We start from the raw sequence: 17,599 nt of genomic DNA on the forward strand, positions 1-17,599 counted from the left end.
TGTAGGCGTTCTACTTGATACTGTTCGCGATACCTTTGTTGTAGGCGTCGGCTGCGCGTTACCAAAACAGCAATGTGACGTGGGGCGCCTGCCGCAAAGATGGGCACACCGATGCCCACATCCAGCAAGTCGCTGCCGGTGGGGTTGATTCATGGCGGCATCGGTCCGCTTAGGACAACCCTTACTTCTCGATCGCTTCGCGCAGAGTAATTGTTGGTCTCACAGGGGAGCGCGGCGCCGATCAGAGGCGCCGAGCGGCACGCTAGTTGCTTGGAATGGGATGGTTTGTTCCCGAGTCGCCGATGCCCCCTTGCCGACATATCCTGACCGATGCGCTGATGAGAATGGTGCTGGCTAGCGATGAGCATCAGCGTGATTACCGAGAACTCCACCAAGTGGTCAACAAGAATGCTGGAGGAAACAGAAAGGCGGTCAACTGTATGTTGGACTTCGGCACAGGCAGATTACTCAACGCGTGGCGTGCCAGGAGTTGCTCTTGGCCGAAGTCCGCGTTTCGAGCAGGCCAATCGCGCTTCTCGGCCGTCCTAACTTCCGCTTCATGTAGTGATCAGCACATTGCTGACTCCACCAGTCGACCGTTTTCGTGGTCAGCGGGGCGCTGAAAGCGCCGACTCCAGCGTAAGACTCGGAGGTATCTACGAGATTCATCGAAAAGGGTCGGAATTGCGTTGCTCGATCGCGCAGGTCCAGGGCGACACTCTAAAGAGCCACGCGATGTCGCATATCTAAGGTCATGCGAGGATTAAGATCATGATGCCTATCAAGTTCCCTTTCTGCGGCCTCACAGCGTCGACCGTGTTTATTGGTAGAAATTCTCGTGGTAATTGGGTTGCGCGTGAACATAACGGCCTCTTTGGTGGCGTATTCGTGAACCGCGACCAAGCGTTCAAGTACGCTTTGTTCAAGAATGGTCGTCATCTAGAGGCCATAGTGGAGCTGGCTCACGAAATCCATCTCGATATTTTCGCCGATCCGCAGAGTGCTGGCACAACCCACGTGCTGCTCGAAGAGATCGAGCAGCTAAACTCAGCGAGTGTTCACGAGGGTTAGGAGCATCTTTGCCGATCTCTGGACCTAATAGCACCTCCAGAGCATGGCTATTCTCATCGCCGGCAGCGATTTGGCAAAATACCTGGAAAGGCCCTGTCGTAAGTCTAGCAGCATTTGGCGAAGGGGATGTCCTGATTGCTGTTGAATTAGGTCGAGCCGATGTTGCCGGAATGAATGTTACGCGGCCCTCGTGACGTGGGCAACGGGGTTGATCGTCATGCGATTGTGGCGAGCTTGAAGAGTCGCACGCAGAACCGACAATTGCTTATGCGCCTTCAATCGTCGGAAGCCCTTGTTGGCCTATGATCATGCCGGCCGCGACCCCTCGCAAGGCCATACCGGCATGCCGCCAGCGTTTGACGTTGCGCGTGACGCGGCGAATGGTGCCCATCATGTTCTCGGCGATGTTGGTGCAGGCGAGCGATCGACGAAGCTCCTTCGGCAACTTCAACCGGACGACAGTCAGGATTCCATCATCGTGCCGAGCGCCTCGATCCCCGCCGCAGGCAGAACCGATCGAAGCTCGCCCGCACTTCGACAAACGCTTCGTCCACAACCCCAGTCGCCGGCGAACCAGCCGGACAGATGGCAGCATCCGACCACGTGCAAATCTTCTTCCAAAAACCGCTTGCATCTGGCGGGGCGTCCACAGATGGGTCTATGCCCGAGATGAAACCGAACCTTTGGCCGTAGCGGCCGCCGATGGTGGTGTATCGCTTCGAAGACAGCCGCTCCGGCGAATGCGTGGTCCGGCATCTCAGCGGTTATCGCGGCATCCTGCAAGTGGATGGCTATGCCGCGTATAACAAGCTGGCGCGCCGCGATCGCACCAATGGGTGGCGTCACCTTGGCCCGCTGCTGGTCCCACAGCCGGCGCAAGTCCTATGAGCTGCACGTTGCAGGAAGCTCGAAAGTGGCGACGGCGACGGTCGAGCGGATGGCGAAGCTCTGGCAGGTCGAGAAGACCATACGCGGTCAAAGCCCCGATGTACGCGTTGCCGCGCGCCAGCAAGCCTCCTTGGCGGTCGTCGCAGCGATCTCTGGCAGCAGACCTTGCGGCGGATCTCCGGCAAATCAAAACTGGCTGAGGCAATCCGCTATACCGTCTCGCGCCGTGCCATCTTCGAACGCGTCCTGACTGATGGTCGCATCGAGCTCGACTCCAACATCGTCGAACGCGCCATTAGACCACAAACAATTACGCGAAAGAATAGCCTCTTCGCTGGCAGCGACGGCGGCGGACGAACCTGGGCGACCATCGCAACACTCCTGCAGACAGTAAAGATGAATAACGTCGATCCATTCGCCTGGCTCAGCCTAACGCTTCCGCGTATCGCCAACGGCTGGCCGAGCAGCGAAATCGACGCGCTTATGCCATGGAACCACACCGCCTGACGGCCGCAGCTTGCCGCTTACTGTCGAAGCCGATTTGGTTGACCACAGCGGACCCCTCGGCGCGCGGCATTTATCCAGACGCTGGTGCTTACAGATTGCGACCGGTTGGACGGAGCGTGCGCCGTTGCTGGTGCGCGAGCAAACGCTCCTAAGTACCGTGTTGACAGAACTTCGGCGACAGCTTGCGCGTTCCAGACGATCGTGATCACCTATTCCAGGCCATCGTGATCACTCATTCCAGAACATCGTGATCGGGGACAGCGAGCCGGACACCACTGACAGTCTGCAACCCAGGTAGCTCGGTCTTTTGTCCGACAGCAGAGGATCGAGATGCCGACAGAGAGACTGTCCATGCGCCACATTCGCGAAGGTTTACGCCTGCACTACAGCGTCGGCATGTCGCAGCGCGCGGTTGCCCGCAGCCTCGGCCTGGCCCAGGGCACGGTCAATAAGTACCTCAACCTGGCGCGCCGAGCCGACCTGACCTGGCCGTTGCCGCCGGAGCTCGATGACGATGTCCGGCTCGAGAATCGCCTGTTTCCGCCACCGCCCGATTTGCCCAGCGATGAGCGGCCGCAGCCGGATTGGGCGCTCGTTCATCGCGAGCTGCGGCGGAGGAACGTCACGTTGATGCTGTTGTGGGAGGAGTATTGCGGCTCCAAGTCCGACAGCTTCAGCTATTCGTGGTTCTGCGAACGCTACAAGGAATGGGCTAGCCGCCTCAAGCCGACCTTGCGCCAGGTCCATATCGCCGGCGAGAAGCTGTTCGTCGACTATTCCGGGCCACACGCTTGAGGTGGTCGATGGGCTAACCGGCGAGGTGCGCACGGCGCAGATTTTCGTCGCCGTGCTCGGTGCTTCCAACTACACATACGCCGAGGCCAGCCTCAGCCAGAGCCTGCCGGACTGGATCGCCTCCCATGTCAGGGTCTTTTGCTTTTTTGGCGGCGTGGCCCGGCAGACGGTGAGCGACAATCTCAAGGCCGGCATCACCCGGGCGTGCTTTCACGAGCCGATACCGGACTATGCCGATCTTGCCCGCCATTACCGCACTGCCATCGTTCCGGCACGGCCGTATCGGCCGCGCGACAAAGCCAAGGTCGAAGTCGGCGTCCAAATCGTCGGGCGATGGATTCTGGCGCGCCTGCGCAACCGCCGTTTCTTCTCGCTCGCCGCCCTCAACGAGGCGATCCACGCACTGCTCGTCAATCTCAACAACAGACCGTTACGGAGCTGAGGACGAAGTCGTCGCGAGCTGTTCGAGGAGCTCGACCGACCGGCACTGACCCCATTGCCCGACGAACCCTACGAGTATGCTGACTGGAAGCGCTGTTGGGTGAACCTCGATTATCATGTCGAGATTGCCAAGCATTACTACAGTGTGCCTCACAACCTCGTGCATGAGGAGGTCGAGGCACGGATCACCCTAAAGACCGTCGAGACTTTCCTGCGCGGCAAGCGCGTCGCCTCGCATCTGCGCAGCACTCTGCCGCATCGACCAACGACGATCGCCGAGCATATGCCAAGCTCGCATCGCCGCTACCGCCACTGGACTCCTGAGCGGATTCGTTGTGAAGCCGCCAAGGTGGGCCCCGACGCCGAGACGCTGATCGACGTCATCCTGCGGTCGCGGTCGCATCCGGAACAGGGCTTCCGCACGGCAATTGGCATCCTCGGGCTAGTCAAGCGCTATGGTCAGGAACGCGTCGACGCCGCCTGCGCCCGTGCGCTGCTGCTCAATGCCCGTTTCGCCGCCATCCTCAAGAACGCCACCGATAAAACCGCTCCTCCCGCCCAGGAGGCGCCCGTCCTCTTCCACGCCAACATCCGCGGCGCAGCTACTACAACTAATCAGGAGATCATTGTGCTCATTCATCCGACCGTCGAACGACTGCGCGCGCTCGGCCTCACCGCCATGGCCGATACCCTCATCGAACTGCAGAACAATCCCGAGGCCGCCGAGATGCCGCACCCCGATTGGCTCGGTCTCCTCGTCGATCGCGAGGTCATGGCCCGCGACAACCGCCGTCTCGTACGGCGCTTGAGCAGTGCCAGGCTCCGGCAGGCCGCCACCATCGAGAATGTCGACTATCGCACCGCTCGTGGTCTCGACCGTTCGCTCTTTCAGAGCCTCGCCACCTGCCAATGGATCCACGAGCACAACCATCTCGTCATCGTCGGTCCGACCGGCACCCGGCAAGTCCTGGCTGGCTTGCGCGCTCGGCAACAGAGCCTGCCGCGATGGCTTCTCCGTCCTCTACAAGCGCGTGCCCCGCTTGTTCGCCGATCTCGCCCAGGCGCGTGGCGAAGGTCGTCTCGCCCGCCTGATCGCGGCGCTGGAGCGCGTCAACCTGCTTATCCTTGACGACTGGGGACCCGAAGCGCTCACTGCCGACCAACGGCGTGATCTACTCGAGATCGTCGATGATCGCTACGACAAGGGATCATTGTTGATCACGAGTCAGGTCCCCGTGTCGCAATGGCATGACGTGATTGCCGAGCCGATGACTTCATGATGCCTCCTTCTTCGAACGCTTGGTGCGTCGTACCTGATTGCGAAGTTGACTGATTTGTTCGTCGGAGAGCTCGATCTGCCATGGCTGGCCTTTGGTTAACTGACGACCTGCCAGCAATCCGCGCGCGAGATAATCGAACACCGTTTGCGGGGTTACTCCAAGCTCAGCCGCCGCGCCCTGAATCGAGAAGCTGCCATCAGGCCAGCGCATCGGATTCTTGTCCACGCCGTTGATTTTGACGGTGGGAATGCCCCAGCGGGTCCGCAACAGCCAGACGTTCTCGCCTTTGAAGGCACAGCCTCGGGCCGCAACGAAGCCTTCCTGATTGAGTATTGCGGCGATCTCGCCATCCATTTTGTGTTCAGCATTCAACTCGACGATCCGTTGCCGCAACCGATCAATGTCGATGTAGTTGCGGTAGGTGTGAACGCGCCGTTGTACGTGATGCTCGCTGGTTGCGCCGGTCTGCCAGACGATCTTGAGCCACACCTGACCTCGGGTCCGCTTTTGATCAAGAACGACTTCGCGGATCACAAATCGCAGAATGCGCTTGCGATCGGCTGCCGACGTGGCGGCCGCATTCCAAATCCGCGGCAGGTTCTCGCCGAGCGCTTGTAGCCCTGCGCGTTCCGCTGGGCCAATCAGGAGCGGCTCTTGCGCGCGCCAACGCGCATGCTCCTGCTCGATCGCCTCGACGACACGCAGCTTGTCTTCCCAATCCCGCTCAAGTGAGCGCGCCACAAGACGGTTCTCGGGCTCTACGGCGTCATACTGACGCCGAGCGCGCTCGGCCTCGTAGCGGGCGCGCTCCACGCGAAGCGCCCACTGGCGCTCGAGCTGACGGCTCTCTTGCTCCAGTTGGCCCGCCGCCGCGAGTGCGATCGCAATCTGATCCGGCACCAGGGCATCGAGGACCACCCGTTCGACCAGCGCGTCAACCGCCAAGGCCCGGACTTCCTGACATAGCGCACTGCCTTGCTGGTCCCGATCCGAGCGGCAGCAATAGACCGGATAGTCGGCATGCGGGCCCGTGTAGCGCATGCTCATGCGCCGTCCACAACGACCGCAGACCGCAATTCCTTGTAACAAGGCTGCCCCCTTGCGCGGTACGCCAGAGTGTCCTGCCTCATAGCGGAAGACGTTATCTGCCAGTCGCCCCTGGTTGGCCATGAACTCCTCCCAGCTGATATAGCCTGGGTGAGCGGCGTGGAGGCAAACCGCCCAATCCGCGATCGCCACCTTGACCGTTCCCGTCAGCGATCCCGGCCGGCATCGGCTTGGATCCTTTTGCCGGCGGCCATAAACATACGCCCCAGCATAGGCCGGATTTTGAAGGATACTAAGGACGCGTGCACTATCTGGCGCACGCCAGACGATCTCGTGTGGAGATGGTCCAAGCAGCGGTCGAACCGGCAAGAACAATCTGTTCCTGTCCAAGTACCGCATCACACGGCGAGCGCTTTGCAGTTCCCGGAATTTGACAAACACGAGATGAAAACGGGCCTGCACCTCCTCATCGGGATTGAGAATAATTGTGCCGGCTCGATCATAGGCGAGCCCGGCTGGCAGGGGCAGCCGCAGTTCGCCCCGCGCCGCCTTCTGGCGTTCCCCTTGGTGAAGCCGCATCCGAAGCTGATGCAACTCCGCCTCGCTCATGATGCCGGACAAGCCCAACAGCAGGCGGTCGTGGTAGGCGCGCGGGTCGTAAAGCCGCTCGCCATCCGCAATGACCACGCCGAACACCGAGCACAGTTCGAGAAGCTGATGCCAGTCCCGGTTATTGCGGGCCAAGCGAGAAGCGTCGAGACTCACCACCAGGCCGGCGTTGCCAAGGCCGATCTCGGCAATGAGCTTCTGGAAACCATGACGATCCACACCGCCAGCGCCGGATTTGCCCAGGTCCTCGTCAATCACCTGGACGCGCTCAGGCGGCCAGCCTAGACCGATGGCGCGGTCGACAAGGCGGTACTGTAGCTCGGTGCTCTCCTGATGCTGGCGCACCTGGTTCACGGATGACTGCCGCACGTAGACATAGGCCAACTTGGCTCGGTGAGCGGTCGTGAGCCGCTCGTCAGCGATGTTCGAGCTGATCAGCACGACCCAGTCCCCTTCCGGGCGTGCCGGGGATCGCTTGCATTCGCCGCATCAGCGCGGCGATTGTTTGAGCAATCTGGGTTTGCGTCGCGGTCGACAGATTGGGCCACAGGCGCGGAACGTCGGCCGTCGGACGGCCGGGTGGATCTGCCAAGGTCGGCAGCGGTCGATACGCAACGCGACCTGGAAGCGGTCGGTGGGTCATCGCGAATCACCTTCTCGTCGAGAAGGTCCAGACTCGCGCTCAAATGTTGCATCAATGGGATCAGCGTCCGTGCACTGACGCACGGCAGAGCGGCGGCGTTCGGGCGCGAAGTGATCGACGTCTCGGCGAGATCGGTCGACGCGATCCGAACCGCCCGCGGACGTCCGTCCGGCAGCGCGACAACGATGTAGGCAGGACCGCGCCCCGACCGCTCCTTCAGCACCTCAAGCCGGTGCCCGAACAGAAAATGATGCGGGTCGATGATCGTGACGTGAGACACGACCCGTTCCAAAATAGGGGTACTCTGTCGTGTTCGGCGATCCCACACTCGGCGACGCCATATTGGACCGCATCATTCACAACGCCCACCGCATCGAGCTCAAGGGCGACAGCCTGCGTCGACGGGCCGACGATAGGACAACAGCGTGACCACCGCGCGCCCGATCGCCCCACCGGCCCACAGGTCCCTCCCGCGCGCGCCGCTGCGTCGCTCGTGGGGGCCACTCCGCGCCGCGCGCGGGGCCTTCCCATGGACCGCTGGACCGATCTCCAAACCCTCCCGCCCGTCTTGACCAGGAAGACCATTTCCAGCACACATCAACACGTCAGTCGTGTTCGCCTCCGCAAGTGATCACAATCGTCTGGAAACCGTGATCACGATCGCCTGGAATCACTAATCACCATCCCTGGAATACGCAGACAGCTGCCGTTTTCGCTCCAGGGTATCGGTACCGATAATGATTCCGTGGTTCATAAACGAGACGCTGAAAGCGTATGGCGAGCAGGCGAACATTGTCTTCACCCGTTGCCGGCCTTACCGCAAGAACGACCAGGCATTTGTCGAATAGAAGAACGGAGCCGTGGTCCGACGGGTTTGAGGGGCTCGAGGCGGCTGCGTTGCTCGCAGAACTCTATCGCTCAGTGCGCCTGTTCGTGAACTTCTTCCAGCCGTCGTTCAAGCTGATCGGAAAACAGCGCGATGGTGCACACGTGCGTAAATCTTACAGCGCGCCGCGACACCGCATCAGCAACGGACCGACGCACCCCCGATGCGGTTCGGGACCGACTGCAGGAATCTGCGCCAACTTGGACCCGGTCGCGTTGCTGCGCGACATCCGGCGCGCGCCGCAACGTCTGGCCGACCTCGCCGATGTGAGCCGGCGGGCGGTTCGATTGCTGCCGCTCCGCCGATCGACCTGTTCCTCGCCAGCCTGCAAACGGCGTGGAAAGAGGGCGGCTCTCGACCGACGGTCCGGCCGATCCTCAAAGTGAAGCGAGGTCGCCGTTGCCTTGATCCGCTCGTTCAGGCGCCCCCACAACTGCAGGAGTAGTTCAAGGCCAAGCCGTGGCGAACCGCAGCCGAGCTCCTGACGAGGTTGCAGCGGAATATCCGGGCGCGTACCCGAACAACCTGTTGCGAACGCTTCAGCGCAGTCTCAAATCCTGGCGGAGCGAGCAGGCAAGCGCGCTGCTGGTTGGATCGGCGTATCACGAGGCGCGGATCGACGCGACACTGGTCGTACGGTGATCGCGGTCGCCTCCGGTATGGGGGAGGCTGGTCGTTGCGCAACCGCGGCCAGCTCCACGAAGGACCTCCCCCGTACCGACCATCCGTCCTCTCGGGAGCAAAATAAATGAGGCAGCGATCGCGTCTTCGGGAGCATTCCTCCATGAGCCAATACGCGTTCTCATCCTGATTAGGTTCTTCCGCATATTTGGTGCAGCAGCTGGGGTTGGATAGGTTGGGCGGTCGTTCTCAGGCAGCCAGAAGGACGCGTCGACGCAATAGCGGATAGCTTGCCCGGCCATACATTTGTCGTTTGATGGCTTTGATCCTGCTGATCTGGCCTTCGACCGGACTGAGGGGTAGTTTTTGCCGCTCGGACCGCGTCGATGTCGCGCGCGATGCCGTTGGCGAAGCTCTTGAGCTCGCTGTTGGCTGCTTGTGCGATCCATTCATCGAGCTCGGCGATGTCGCTGTCCCTGAGAAGAGACACAAACCGCTTCGCTAGCTCTGCTGTCGTGGCGAGTTCCGGAGCTCGCGCAAACAAGTGACCGAGGAACAGCCTGGCGTCAGCATCGATCTGATCCAGATCCCGGCTCAAATACCAAGCACAGCGACGACGCGAGGGAGCTTTCCAGGTTGGGTGCGGTTGTGCTGCTCCTCCGGAGCCTGCATGGGCACGCCTGTCAGCGGCCCATCGCGCGACGGTCACCCGACTTCCAGTATAACCCTGTTGCTGAAGCTCGCGCCAAAGCTGCTGGCCCCCCTGGCTGCCGGAGGCCCACCGCGCTTCGAGCCATGCCGAGAAGGGCGCGAGAAGATGTGAAGGTCTGTGAGGACGCGAATGCTCTGGTTCGCCGCCAGCGGCCAGCCAGCGCTGAACCGTGCGCCTGTCGACGCCGAGCAGTTGGGCGATCCCAGATGTCGGGCAACCTTGCTCGCGTAGGCGACAGATTTCATCCCAGCGTTCGCGTCGTGCAGCCTTTCGATCCGCCCGCAATTGTGCAAGGCCGGGCGGGAGCGTGGAACTGCCAGTCTTCGGTCGTTGCACGGACGCCATGATTTGCACGGCGGCGGCTACGTTGTGACGATGGCGGCCGACAGCGTGGCGCAGGGCCTCACCCAGACTGTTGAGCAGGTGCCAGCGGTCCGCCACCTGCACCGCGTCGGGCGCGCCGCAGCGTGCGCCATCAGCATAAAGGCCCGCACGGTCGCGGGCTACGACCTTGATGCCCGGCCAGCGCTTCAGCCAGCGCGCAACACTGTCGGCATTACGATCGGGAAGCAGGTCAAGCACGCAATTGCGCTCCAGATCGCAGATGATCGTTCCATATCGCTGGCCACGACGCCAAGCCCAATCGTCGATGCCGACGACGGTCGGGGCCACGAAATCCGGCAAGGGAGCCGAGTGAACCATCCGGAGCAAGGTGTCGCCACTGACCGGCATGGCCAGTTTGCGCGACAGGCGCGAGCCGGGTTCTCCGCCGACCGCAAAGCCCATTGCCAGTAGGCTCTCGCCGAGGCGGGTTGTGCGTCTTGCTTTCGGCCGCACCGTTGCCGGTAGTCGCTCGGTGAATATCTGACGCGGGCATTGCGGATTCGCGCATCGAAAGCGTCGCGCCTGAAGCCGGATTTCGACCACTCGACCTTGCCACGGCAGATCGGCTAAGCGTCGCAGGTAATGGCTGTGGACGCGACCCGTCTGGCCGCCGCAACAGGGACAGAGCGAGACCGCTGACTTCGGCCGAGCCACGAGCACCACCCTATCCGTCTGGGGAAGGATCTGGACAATCGAAAGTTCGGGAGAAACCAGCGAGCGGAAGGCGTGGAGCAAGGCGAATCACGGACGTCGACTGCGATTCCGACCTTATGCCCTTATTCGCACTGTTCGTGAATCCTGCACCCTGCACCAAATGTGCGGAAGAACCCCTGATTATCGCGCCGCAACTCGGCCTACCAGAGTGTGCGAGTGTTAGGCCTTCGCTGAGGCTGTTTAGCTTCAAACCGCTCATGTCAGCTCTTAATTAGCTAGCAAGTTGTTCCTTAGGAATGCGATACTATGTCAAACGCAGGTACGATGGCCTAAGCTCGCCGGAACGAGGCGATTGTAGCTGGCGTCTCCGCAAGCTTGTTAGCACCCTTGATACGCGTCTGTTAGGCTGCGGGATTGGTGGTTGAGGGAGTCCCCACTTCAGTCGGCGCATGCTTGTCTCGGACGACGCGGCATGGGAAATTTAGGGTGCGGAGGGTTTCGCTCAGAGAGTGTTTAAAAATATCAAGCCCTTGATTAAGAGCTCAAGGTCGATCGTGAGTGCCGGCAGGAACTTTACAACCTCATCAGTGGGCCCGCATCGTTCGATAATCAATCCTTTCTCGAATGCCTTGCGTGCTGTCCCCTCTGCGATTTCTGCAATTTTGCAGTCAAACCCCATCGCCATGCCCCGTCCTCGAACGGAAAAATTGTCACCATGCTCCGAGGCAATTGCCTCGAGCCGGCTCCGCATAAGTTTGCCTCTGTGCTTGACCCCTTCCGAGAAGATCCGGTCGCGCCAATAGATGTTTATAGCCGCGGTCGCTGATACGAGTGCGAGGTTGTTTCCTCGAAACGTGCCTGTGTGTTCTCCCGGGCGCCATGCGTCGAGACCTTCGCGGATCAACAACATTGACAACGGCAGACCGTAACCACTTAGCGATTTCGACAGCACGACAATATCTGGTGACAAAGCCGCGGATTCGAAACTGAAGAAGTCGCCGGTGCGACCACAGCCCATTTGGACGTCGTCAACAATGAAAAGAGCGCCAAACTCTTTAGCGATGGCTTGGATGGACTGCAGCCACTGCTTGCCAGCTACGTTTATACCGCCTTCTCCCTGCACAGTCTCGACGAGAATGGCAGCTGGACGATCGATGCCACTTCCTTCGTCCGCCAACACCTTTTGAAGATAGTCAGCAGTGTCGACAGTTGGCCCCAAATAGCCGTCGAAGGGCATCAAAGTTGCACCAAGCAAAGAAATGCCGGAGGCTGCCCGATAAAAGCGATTTCCGCTCGCGGCAATCGCTCCTAAGCTCATCCCATGATACCCACGCGTGAATGAAACGACATTTTGACGACCTGTGACTTTGCGCGATAGCTTCAAAGCTGCCTCGATGGCATTTGCACCTGTTGGCCCTGTGAATTGGAAGCGGTATTGCATGGCCCGTTCGCGAAGTATGACAGAGCTGAAAGTCTCCATAAACTCCAGCTTTGCAGGAGTGGCCATGTCAAGCCCGTGAATGACGGCGTCCGACGCTAGATACTCAGTAATGGCAGCTTTGATCTCATGATTGTTGTGGCCGTAGTTCAACGCTCCAGCGCCGGATAAGAAGTCAATGAGCTTTCGACCGCTGTAGGTGAACATGGTCGAGTCACGTGCTGACTGAAAATGGCGGGGAAACAACGTGAGTATGAGCGGACGTTCGATTCGCGAGCTTCGAGGGCCTGCAGCTTGCGTGCCTCGCTCCTGATTGGTTCAAGCATGGGGCCTCCTGGGCATCTGGCAATAAACGTGCGGCTCTGAGAACAAGCGGCCGGGGACATGCCGGCCGGAATGTCCGTGGCGGGACGTTGCAGCATGCGTCGGTCTGCCCCAGAGTGGCTTGTTTCATATACTTCAGAACTGAAAACAGCGAGCCTACCAGTTTTTGTGGTCATGGTTGCTTCGCTGAGCTTCCAGGCTGCGTTCAGTTGCATAGAGCGAGGCCGAAGACGGACTACGCATGCTCGAAGAGACGGCTCCAACTTGGGGATGACGCGTTGTTGGACGAGGTTAGAGACAATATGGAAGCCGAATTCCGCGTCCGCTTTCAAGGCGGATCAGTGGCGAACCGCGAACCTCTGTATCGGCGTGCAGGATCTCCCCTCACTAGAGACTTAGGACAACCTGGAGGAGCTTATGGACGAGGCCTGGTAACCCGGGCGCTCTCATCCGGAATGGCGAGCGAAATCATCTCGGAGTGGCGGGCGACCTACGCCCCAAATGGAAGACATCGATTACCGGAGGAAAAGGAACGTGCTGGACGTGCTCGACAAAGACAAACCTGGTCGGGTTCGGCCCGGCGACATCATGTTGCCGCAAGCGCGGCACCCCAAGCTGTCACCGCTTTCCATGTGGCCAAAAGCAAATTTAGCTCAGTAGTACCACCCTCCGCAGGTCGCTTGCGAACAGCTTGCGGCGATCACTAGCGGTTCAAGGGCAGGTTCGGGCAGGTCGCCTCACCAGCGTGATGCGAACTGAAGTGGCCAAGCAGTGCAGGGAAGCTGACCTGAATGAGCCGCAAAAGTGGACCGGAGCGACACACGTTGTCGCGTGTGGACAAGGGTTCACTTGAAGGAGGTTCGCCACCAATTGACTTCGTGCGACGCTCATACCTAGGTCTCGACAATCATCGGGCAGTCGTCGATGGGGCGATCGAAGCGATATGAGCTGCTGCCGGTTTGATGGACACCCGGTTAAGTTAATCCCACCTTGCGCTCGAACTCAACCGGGCTGAGATAGCCGATGGTCGAGTGCCTGCGGGTCGTGTTGTAAAATCGTTCGATGTAGTCGAACACATCGGCGCGTGCCTCATCTCTGGTTCGATAAATCTTGTTGGCCGTACGCTCGGTCTTGAGCGAGGAGAAGAAGCTCTCCATCGCCGTTGTCCCAGACGTTGCCGGAGCGGCTCATGCTGCAAACGATGCCGTGGTCGGCCATCAGGCGCTGGAACTGCTCGCTGGTGTACTGACTGCCCTGGTCGGAGTGATGCAACAGCGCATCCGGCTTGCCGCGCCGCCAGACGGCCATCAACAATGCGTCCGTCACGAGCTGTGCCGTCATGGCGGCACTCATCGACCAGCCCACCACGCGGCGTGAGAACAGGTCGATCACCGCTGCGGCATAGAGCCAGCCTTCGGCCGTCCAGAGATAGGTGAAGTCGGCGATCCACTTCTGGTTCGGCCGCTCGGCGGCGAACTGCCGGTCAAGGAGGTTCGCCGGTACGGTCTCGAGCTGTCGATCGCCGCTGTCCTTCGGCAAGCGCCGACGTCGCGGCCGCGCCCGCAAGCCTTGCAGGCGCATCAGCCGCTCAATCCGGTGCAGGCCGCAATCCGCCCCGTCGGCGAGCAGGTCACGCCACACCCGGCGTGCGCCATAGGTGCGGTCGCTGGCGGCGAAGCTGGCCTTGACCTTGCCGCCAAGCTCCTCGTCGCTGCGGGATCTGGCGCTGGGAGAGCGGTTCAGCCAGGCATGGAAGCCCGACCGCGACACTCCCAGCGCATCGCATAGCCATGCCACCGGCCAGATCGTCCGGTGCTTCGCGACGAAGGCGAACTTCATGTCGCTTCCTTCGCGAAGTAGGCTGCGGCCTTCCTAAGAAATAGCCACCTCAGCGTCACACCGAACAGCTTGCAAAACGAAGCCCAGCGACTTGGCGCGCCGCTTCAGATTGGCAAGGACGCGGCTGCGATATTGCTCCTCATAGTGGTCTGCACCCGGATCCCTGTAGGTCATGCCATGCCTGAGGGAGTTGTAGAACAGGACCGCAATTTTGCGGGCAGTCGCCGTCACGGCCTTTGCCTTGCCCGCACGGGAGGACAGCCGTCGATAGAATGCTCCGAGCGCCGTATCGCTCCGCCCGATGGTCGTGGCCGCCAGCCGCAACAGCGCCGCTGCTCGACTGGACGATCTCCGCGTACGCGAAGAGAGCACCTTGCCGCCGGAGATTTTGTTCCCCGGCGCCAGGCACAGCCAGGAGGTGAAGTGCTTGGCGGTCGGCCATGCTCTGAGATCCGTGCCGCATTCGCCAATGAGCTTTAACGCAAGTGAGGGGCCCAACCCATGGATCTCGGTCAGATCGACGCCTAGGACGCCGTATAGTGCGGCCCTGACGTCGAACGAAGGTGTGTTGACCTGCTTGGTCTTCACCCGCGGCCTGGATAGCTTGCCGACCGGCTTGGCCCCTCTGTCAGTCAGCGCCGCTATCAAGGATTCCAGCTTGCGGTCGCAGTCGAGCATCTTGGCCTGGTAGGTGTCGTAGAGCTCCAGCGACTGGGTCAGCGCGAAGACATGTTCGTCCCGATCATTGCCCACCAGTGCGGCGCGGATCGTCTCGACGGAGGAATGGCAGCGAACATCGCGATAGGCCGCCAACACGTCGGGATTGCGCTCGCCCGCGACAATAGCTCGGATAATTCGCATCCCGGTCACGCCGGTAATGTCGGAGACAACGTGATGAAGTTGCAAGTTCATCTCCATCAGGGCTTTTTGCATGTGCTGGATGTGGGCGGCTGCGTATTCGACAAGTCGCTCCCGCTGACGCAGATAGGCGCGCAAGGTTGCGATCTCGCCATCTGGGCGGAAGCTCCCGCGTAACAGACCGTAAGAATGGAGCTGGCGTAGCCATGCGGCATCGCTGACATCTGTCTTGCGCCCAGGTACGTTCTTGGCATAACGCGCATTGACCAGAATAACCTCGAACCCGCGCTGCTCAAGAATCTCGTAGGCCGGGATCCAATAGACCCGGTGGATTCCATCGCCACACTGGTCACGCCACATGCCTTGAACCAGTCCGCTAGATCGTGCAGGTCCTGCGTAAATGTGCCGAACGCGCGCACCGGTTTGTCGGTGCAGATCGGATCGACCGCGGCCATGTGCATTTTTGATCCAATGTCGATGGACGCCGCACCAACGTTGACCGAATTTAATTCTGGGCGGTCACCGGTTGTCCTTTTGGGCATAGCAAATCCTCCATCTGATTGTCGGTAGGAGGGTCTGGGCTATGCCAATCGTCATCTTCCTAATCGGGATCGCTGCCGGGGGCGGCGTCACCACTCTCAAGTTCGCATGCACCCATGGACCACGTTTTTTAACGGGGACTGTGCCTCCAATAAGCTGACGGCCGCTACCCTCCAAGCTGCAGGATAGCACCGGTTGTTTCTACCGCGCGCAGGCGGGCAACGGCCCGCGACAGTTTTTTAGGATATCCCGCTCGGCCTTCAGCTTGGCGACCTCACGGCGCAGCCGCTCGATCTCCTGCTGCTCCGGCTTCATCTGCCCGTGGCCGGGAAAGGCTTGCGTCGGGTCGGAGCCCAACTCCTTCACCCATTTGCGGAGAACATTCTCATGAACATCCAGGTCACGGCCGGCTTGCGCCACCGACACCCCACGTTCCCGCACCAGCTTGACCGCCTCGACCTTGAACTCGCGGCTGAACTTCCGTCTTTTCATCGCCACCTCCGGCTTCATGGAACACCTAATCTCGGTGTCCATCAAACCGGCAGCAGCTCAATAGAGGCACAGCGGTCATTGCATCGGTCGTGCGCTCGAACGCAACTCAGTCTCGATCTTCGGCGAGAACTTGAGGAAAGTCTGTCCGCAACGTTCTGTGCGCGGGTGCTAACCTTTTCCAGTGGCATGATCGCCAATCTGGGCGCGATGCTCCTCCTTGCTTCGGGCCAATTAACAGGCGGAAGAAAGCCGGTGATCGTGTTCGATATGTCCGCACATATCTCCCTGGCCTATCACAAACCGGCAGTGGCTGTTGAAGCTCGGTTGGAAACGATCTCGCACAACGACATCGACGCTCTGGAACGCCTATGCCGCGAAAATCCGGTTGTCGCTTACGTATGCGATGGTGTTTACCCCATGGGAGACTATTCGCCAATCCGAGAGTTGCGGCGGCTCCGGGAGCGCTATGGGTTGTTTCTATACATCGACGATACTCGCGCCATGTCGATCTTCGGATGCCGCGGCGAAGGTTTTGCTCGCTCGCGGTATCCGCAAGTTCTTGACGAACGAACGATCATAGCAGCTTCGCTGGCTAGAGGATTTGGTGCGTCGGGCGGAATGTTGATGCTTGGATCGGCCGTCCACGAGGCGCTATTTCGATGCGGTTCCATTCCCCAAGCGTTTTCGACGCTCCCCGATCTGGCGGCAATTGGTGCCGCGCTATTCACCAGTCTGCAGAACTTGGTCAGCTCCAAAACCGATTTGTGCAACGCATCGAGCTCTTTGACCGCCTCCTCGCAACAGCCCAGCAAGGCAATTCACTTCCGATCAGAACAATAGTGATTGGACCGCAAGCCAATGCGGTTGCAATCGCAAGAGCCCTCTTAGAGCGCGGCTTCTATACTTCAGTCGTATCCTTCCCGACGCTCGGGCAAGATATGGCCGGCATTCGTGTGTGTATTTCAGCAGAGCATAAGATTCGTGACTTAGAAAAGCTATGCGACTGCATCTTGGAAACTGTGGCCGAAAGAACCAAGAAGCCTTACCCTCTGCGATGACGTGATGACGATAGACGAATTTGTTGCCTACTCGGGTTGTCAAGCGATGTCCGCAATTAACCCCGCATATTGCCTCAGATGAGAATGTTATCGAAGCGGACCCCCCGTTGTTCCTGGATTCGGCTTGCCGCGAGTCCGAGCAAGCCGCTCGCGAAGCGCGCCCTCCATAGCGCCGTAGCGAGCGAGCGGCTTGCGGCGATTAGGCGAAGGCGCCTGTCGGGACCCGGACCTCGGAGGGTGGGTCGATGCTTAACGTGATCTCTGCGCTGCTGATAAGCTGTCGAGCGGCCTTGGATCGCCAATCCTTCATCAGCCGCTGCAACGTACGCCCGCCGACGCCGCCCGAACTGACCGGGCGCATGCGCTTCTATCCGGGAGAGAAGATCGACCGCGGACAAGTGCGGAACCGCCGCGAGCCTTTCCTCGATGATGGGAATGTAAGGGTCGCGCATTGATGGCCGACGAGGCACAGGCGTGCGCCGCACATAGCGGCGTCGATGAATGCTCCGCTG

Annotated in this window: 7 protein-coding genes and 10 pseudogenes; 10 read left to right on the forward strand and 7 right to left on the reverse strand. The window is 60.3% G+C overall.

What is annotated here, in order from left to right; translation table 11 throughout:
- Positions 1-771: 771 nt before the first annotated feature.
- Positions 772-1,071 carry a hypothetical protein gene (locus tag EI171_RS11350; protein WP_246740502.1) on the forward strand — a complete coding sequence of 100 codons (300 nt, stop codon included), beginning with the start codon at positions 772-774 and terminating at the stop codon, positions 1,069-1,071.
- 177 nt (positions 1,072-1,248) lie between these two features.
- Here the strand turns inward: EI171_RS11350 and EI171_RS11355 are convergent.
- Positions 1,249-1,546 (reverse strand): annotated as a pseudogene (locus EI171_RS11355) (IS256 family transposase); the annotation flags it as partial.
- A gap of 178 nt (positions 1,547-1,724) precedes the next feature.
- On the opposite strand from EI171_RS11355, the pseudogene EI171_RS11360 reads away from it, so the two are divergent.
- The 5 genes and pseudogenes from EI171_RS11360 to EI171_RS11370 all read left to right on the forward strand — a co-directional run.
- Positions 1,725-2,466: pseudogene (locus tag EI171_RS11360) on the forward strand (IS66 family transposase); the annotation flags it as partial.
- Between the two features lie 13 nt (positions 2,467-2,479).
- Positions 2,480-2,650: pseudogene (locus EI171_RS45530) on the forward strand (ISNCY family transposase); the annotation flags it as partial.
- Positions 2,651-2,796: 146 nt separating this feature from the next.
- Positions 2,797-4,300 (forward strand): annotated as a pseudogene (istA, locus tag EI171_RS11365) (IS21 family transposase); the annotation flags it as partial.
- A 114-nt stretch (positions 4,301-4,414) separates the two neighbouring features.
- Positions 4,415-4,597, forward strand: a pseudogene (locus EI171_RS46405) (ATP-binding protein); the annotation flags it as partial.
- Positions 4,548-4,982: an ATP-binding protein gene (locus EI171_RS11370; RefSeq protein WP_256380418.1), complete on the forward strand. Its 435-nt coding sequence runs from the start codon at positions 4,548-4,550 to the stop codon at positions 4,980-4,982. The pseudogene EI171_RS46405 and the gene EI171_RS11370, both read left to right, overlap by 50 nt.
- Here the strand turns inward: EI171_RS11370 and EI171_RS11375 are convergent.
- Positions 4,977-7,079 carry a recombinase family protein gene (locus tag EI171_RS11375; protein WP_161533367.1) on the reverse strand — a complete coding sequence of 701 codons (2,103 nt, stop codon included), beginning with the start codon at positions 7,077-7,079 and terminating at the stop codon, positions 4,977-4,979. The two genes, EI171_RS11370 and EI171_RS11375, sit on opposite strands and share 6 nt — an antisense overlap.
- 511 nt (positions 7,080-7,590) lie before the next feature.
- On the opposite strand from EI171_RS11375, the pseudogene EI171_RS11380 reads away from it, so the two are divergent.
- Together EI171_RS11380 and EI171_RS11385 are read left to right on the forward strand one after the other, a co-directional pair.
- Positions 7,591-7,710 (forward strand): annotated as a pseudogene (locus EI171_RS11380) (ATP-binding protein); the annotation flags it as partial.
- 262 nt (positions 7,711-7,972) lie between these two features.
- Positions 7,973-8,809 (forward strand): annotated as a pseudogene (locus tag EI171_RS11385) (ISNCY family transposase); the annotation flags it as partial.
- A gap of 169 nt (positions 8,810-8,978) precedes the next feature.
- On the opposite strand, the gene EI171_RS11390 reads toward EI171_RS11385, so the two are convergent.
- From EI171_RS11390 to EI171_RS11410, 5 genes and pseudogenes are all read right to left on the reverse strand, one after another.
- A complete protein-coding gene (locus EI171_RS11390) occupies positions 8,979-10,547 on the reverse strand; it encodes an ISL3 family transposase (RefSeq protein ID WP_371740537.1) in 1,569 nt (522 codons plus the stop codon).
- Positions 10,548-11,040: 493 nt separating this feature from the next.
- The gene (locus tag EI171_RS11395) at positions 11,041-12,183 is read right to left on the reverse strand and encodes a diaminobutyrate--2-oxoglutarate transaminase (RefSeq protein WP_246740503.1); all 1,143 of its coding nucleotides are present in this window, start codon (positions 12,181-12,183) and stop codon (positions 11,041-11,043) included.
- Between the two features lie 1,091 nt (positions 12,184-13,274).
- Positions 13,275-14,172, reverse strand: a pseudogene (locus EI171_RS11400) (IS3 family transposase); the annotation flags it as partial.
- Positions 14,173-15,539: pseudogene (locus EI171_RS11405) on the reverse strand (IS110 family transposase). It abuts the pseudogene before it with no gap.
- Between the two features lie 217 nt (positions 15,540-15,756).
- Positions 15,757-16,029: pseudogene (locus tag EI171_RS11410) on the reverse strand (transposase); the annotation flags it as partial.
- A gap of 186 nt (positions 16,030-16,215) precedes the next feature.
- On the opposite strand from EI171_RS11410, the gene EI171_RS11415 reads away from it, so the two are divergent.
- The gene (locus EI171_RS11415) at positions 16,216-16,869 is read left to right on the forward strand and encodes a hypothetical protein (RefSeq protein WP_246740504.1); all 654 of its coding nucleotides are present in this window, start codon (positions 16,216-16,218) and stop codon (positions 16,867-16,869) included.
- 463 nt (positions 16,870-17,332) lie between these two features.
- The gene (locus tag EI171_RS11420; protein ID WP_161533368.1) at positions 17,333-17,542 is read left to right on the forward strand and encodes a hypothetical protein; all 210 of its coding nucleotides are present in this window, start codon (positions 17,333-17,335) and stop codon (positions 17,540-17,542) included.
- The last annotated feature ends 57 nt before the right edge of the window (positions 17,543-17,599 follow it).

The sequence above is a fragment of the Bradyrhizobium sp. LCT2 genome, from assembly GCF_009931255.1.
Classification (GTDB): domain Bacteria; phylum Pseudomonadota; class Alphaproteobacteria; order Rhizobiales; family Xanthobacteraceae; genus Bradyrhizobium; species Bradyrhizobium diazoefficiens.